This is a genomic window from Mameliella sp. AT18 (assembly GCF_028807275.1).
Taxonomy (GTDB): Bacteria; Pseudomonadota; Alphaproteobacteria; order Rhodobacterales; family Rhodobacteraceae; genus Antarctobacter; species Antarctobacter albus.
Genome location: NZ_JARAMO010000122.1, coordinates 1 through 2,844 on the forward strand (window position 1 = coordinate 1; position 2,844 = coordinate 2,844).

4 protein-coding genes are annotated in these 2,844 nt (G+C 64.9%); 2 read left to right on the top strand and 2 right to left on the bottom strand.

All coding sequences use genetic code 11. The annotated features are described in order from the left end of the window. The coding region (locus PVW46_RS13550) for an oligopeptide/dipeptide ABC transporter ATP-binding protein (RefSeq protein ID WP_338020526.1) at positions 1-423 on the top strand (423 nt) is incomplete at its 5' end. Continuing rightward, positions 420-1,403: an ABC transporter ATP-binding protein gene (locus tag PVW46_RS13555; RefSeq protein ID WP_069210355.1), complete on the top strand. Its 984-nt coding sequence runs from the start codon at positions 420-422 to the stop codon at positions 1,401-1,403. The genes PVW46_RS13550 and PVW46_RS13555, both read left to right, overlap by 4 nt. Before the next feature lie 10 nt (positions 1,404-1,413). Here PVW46_RS13555 and PVW46_RS13560 read toward each other — a convergent pair whose 3' ends face one another. Both PVW46_RS13560 and PVW46_RS13565 read right to left on the bottom strand, forming a co-directional pair. Further along, the gene (locus tag PVW46_RS13560) at positions 1,414-1,848 is read right to left on the bottom strand and encodes an acyl-CoA thioesterase (protein WP_043145426.1); all 435 of its coding nucleotides are present in this window, start codon (positions 1,846-1,848) and stop codon (positions 1,414-1,416) included. 56 nt (positions 1,849-1,904) lie between these two features. Beyond that, complete coding sequence (locus PVW46_RS13565; protein ID WP_069210354.1) at positions 1,905-2,702, bottom strand: glutathione S-transferase family protein; 798 nt, start codon at positions 2,700-2,702, stop codon at positions 1,905-1,907. Between the last annotated feature and the right edge of the window lie 142 nt (positions 2,703-2,844).

Here is a 2,844-nt window from a genome sequence, read left to right on the forward strand (position 1 = left end):
GAGCCGACCACGGCGCTGGACGTCACCGTGCAGGCCCAGATCATGGCCCTGCTGGACGAGATCCAGCGCGATATGGGGACAGCCGTCCTGCTGATCACCCACGACCTTGGCGTTGTCGCCGGGTTCTGCGACGACACGATGGTGCTTTACGGTGGCCGCGTGATGGAGGCCGCGCCGACCCCCGCGATCTTCGACGCACCGGGGCATCCCTACACACGCGGCCTGCTGCGCGCCGTGCCGCGGATCACCGACGGCGATGTCACGCTTTCGGCCATACCTGGCAGTCCGCCGAACCAGACCGCCGCCCCCCGGGCCTGCCCCTTTGCGCCGCGCTGTGTCGATGCCATTCCCGCCTGCCACGAGATGCTGCCGGACTTCCGCGAGGGCCGCGCCTGTATCCGCCCAGTCGAGGAACTGACATGAGCGATCCCATCCTCTCGGTCCGCGACCTGCGCGTCACCTTTCCCGTCCATCAGGGCAAGCGTTTCCCCTGGTCCCCGCCCCGGCGCCTGAACGCGGTCAACGGAGTCGGCTTTGACCTCATGCCGGGCCGCGTGCTGGGCATCGTGGGCGAATCCGGCTGCGGCAAGTCCACGCTGATCCGCGCCGTCGCCGGACTTGGCCCGCATGACAGCGGCACCGTCACGCTGGACGGCCAGCCCATCGACTATGCCCGCCGCACCGACCTGCAAAGGTTGCGGCGGAGGATGCAGATGATCTTTCAGGATCCGATGGCCTCGCTCAACCCGCGCATGACCATCCGCGAGATCGTGGCCGAACCGCTGGTCTACTTCTGCCCCGAGCTGAACAGCCGGCAGAGGCGCCATAAGGTGATCGAGATGCTGGACCGCGTCGGCATCGCCGAGCGCAACATGAACCGGTTTCCACATGAATTCTCGGGCGGACAGTGCCAGCGTATCGGGATTGCACGGGCGCTGATCGCCCGCCCGCAGATCCTGCTCTGTGATGAGCCGGTCTCGGCGCTCGACGTCTCGATCCAGGCGCAGGTCATCAACCTGCTCAAGGAGTTGCAGGCGGAAATGGGGCTGACGCTGATCTTTGTCGCGCATGACCTGGGCGTGGTGCGCCACATCTCCGACGACATCCTGGTGATGTACATGGGCGGCATGATGGAGATGGCCCCGGCGGGTGAGCTGGTGGCGAACCCACGCCATCCCTACACGCAGGCGCTTCTCTCGGCGGTTCCGGTGCCCGATCCCCGCGTGAAACAGCAGCCGCAGATCCTGACCGGGGATCTGCCCAGCCCGATGGACCTGCCGCAGGGCTGTCTGTTTCAGTCGCGCTGCCCGAAACGCATCGACGCCTGCGCGACTGAGCGGCCCGACCTGACGGACCGTCAAGGACGGCACGTCGCCTGCCTGTTGGAGGATGAAACGGTGTGACGGCCCCGGATCAGGTCCGGGGCGCCTCCGTCTCGCGCAACGTCTCTGCCCTGTCGCGCACATCCGGCGGGATCTCGACGGCGCGCCGCGTGACAAGGTCCATCAAGACGCATTTGAAAACCGTCTCGAAGGCCACCGCCCCGTCTTCTGCTCGCTTCAGCACGTGCCGAAAGGTCATCGACTTGCCACCAACCTCCACCACGTTGCTTTCCAGCCAGATCGCATCACCGGCCTGCAACTCGGCACGGAAATCGCTTTTGGCATGGACGACGGCAAAGGATAACCGCCGCCCTTCACGCATGTCCCGGGCCGTCAGTCCCAATTCTGCCTGCACGGCAAAGACACCATCCGAACAGGCCGAAAAGTAGCGCGACACGTTCATATGCCCCAGGAAATCGCAATCGGCCGGATCGACGACCGAGCGGAAAGAAATCATGGCGGGCATTGGCACCTCCCTGTTCGGACCATAGTGCTGCAAGCGGCCCGCGCGACCAAGTTTGCTCAGGCCAGCCCCAGGTCCGCGTCCGAAGCACTGCCCGCGTATTTGTCACGGGGCGGCATCGGGCGGTCACGCCAATGCGGCTCGAAGACAAAACTGGAAATATTCCGCCCGTCGACCAGCGCCCCGTTCCCCGCCCCAAGCGCGTAGTCGTAGTAAAGCTTGACGATCTCCTCTTGGCAGACCTGATCGGTTGCGGGGTGCGCCATGCAGGCCGCGTACCAACGCCGGACCCGGTCGTACTCCGGCCCCTCGGGCAGCGCGAAATCCTCGTAGTACTCGAGAAACCAGAAGCGTTTGAACATCGGGGTGAACACCGCCTCGGCCAGGCCAAAATCCTCGAAGAGGAACGACCCCTCCGGGCTGTGCTCGCAGAGGAAACTGTCCAGGTCGCGGTAAAGGCCCAACAGCTTGTCGCGATGGGTCGCCCGTTGGTCTGGCTCCTGGTTCAGGACGTATAGATACCCTGCCGTTGTAAACGGGCCTTCGCGCGCGATCAGCATGGATTCCACCGCATGTTCGAACGGATCCGGCCTTCGCAAAGGGGCACCCGGCGACATCTCGTCAAGGTAGCGCAGGATGACGAGGCTTTCCTTGAGGATGCGCCCGCCGGGCGTTTCCAGCACCGGCAGGGCGGTGGTTCCGCGGGTTTTGCGCAGCAACTCGGGATCGCGGGGCTTCGTGATGTCGACCACGCGGAACTCGACCGCATCGGGAGTTCCCCGCAAGGCCAGCAGGATTTCCAGCCGCTGGGAAAAGGGACAGACGGGAATGTGATAGACGATCGGCTTATCGGTCATGTTCGGTTCCTCGGGGCGTTGTTACACCACAGGATAGCCGCGATCGCCTGTTCGCACATGCCCCGGGGCCCCTCCCGACGTCGGAGAGGCCCCGGAGTGTTTCCTACCGCAAATCCTCCGGCAGGAGGGCGTCGGGGAGGTT

What these genes read in the sequence shown, in the direction of transcription:
- PVW46_RS13555 (WP_069210355.1), top strand. Translation starts at nt 420, where the DNA reads ATGAGCGATCCCATCCTCTCGGTCCGCGACCTGCGCGTCACCTTTCCC.
- PVW46_RS13560 (WP_043145426.1), bottom strand. Translation starts at nt 1,848, where the DNA reads ATGCCCGCCATGATTTCTTTCCGCTCGGTCGTCGATCCGGCCGATTGC.
- PVW46_RS13565 (WP_069210354.1), bottom strand. Translation starts at nt 2,702, where the DNA reads ATGACCGATAAGCCGATCGTCTATCACATTCCCGTCTGTCCCTTTTCC.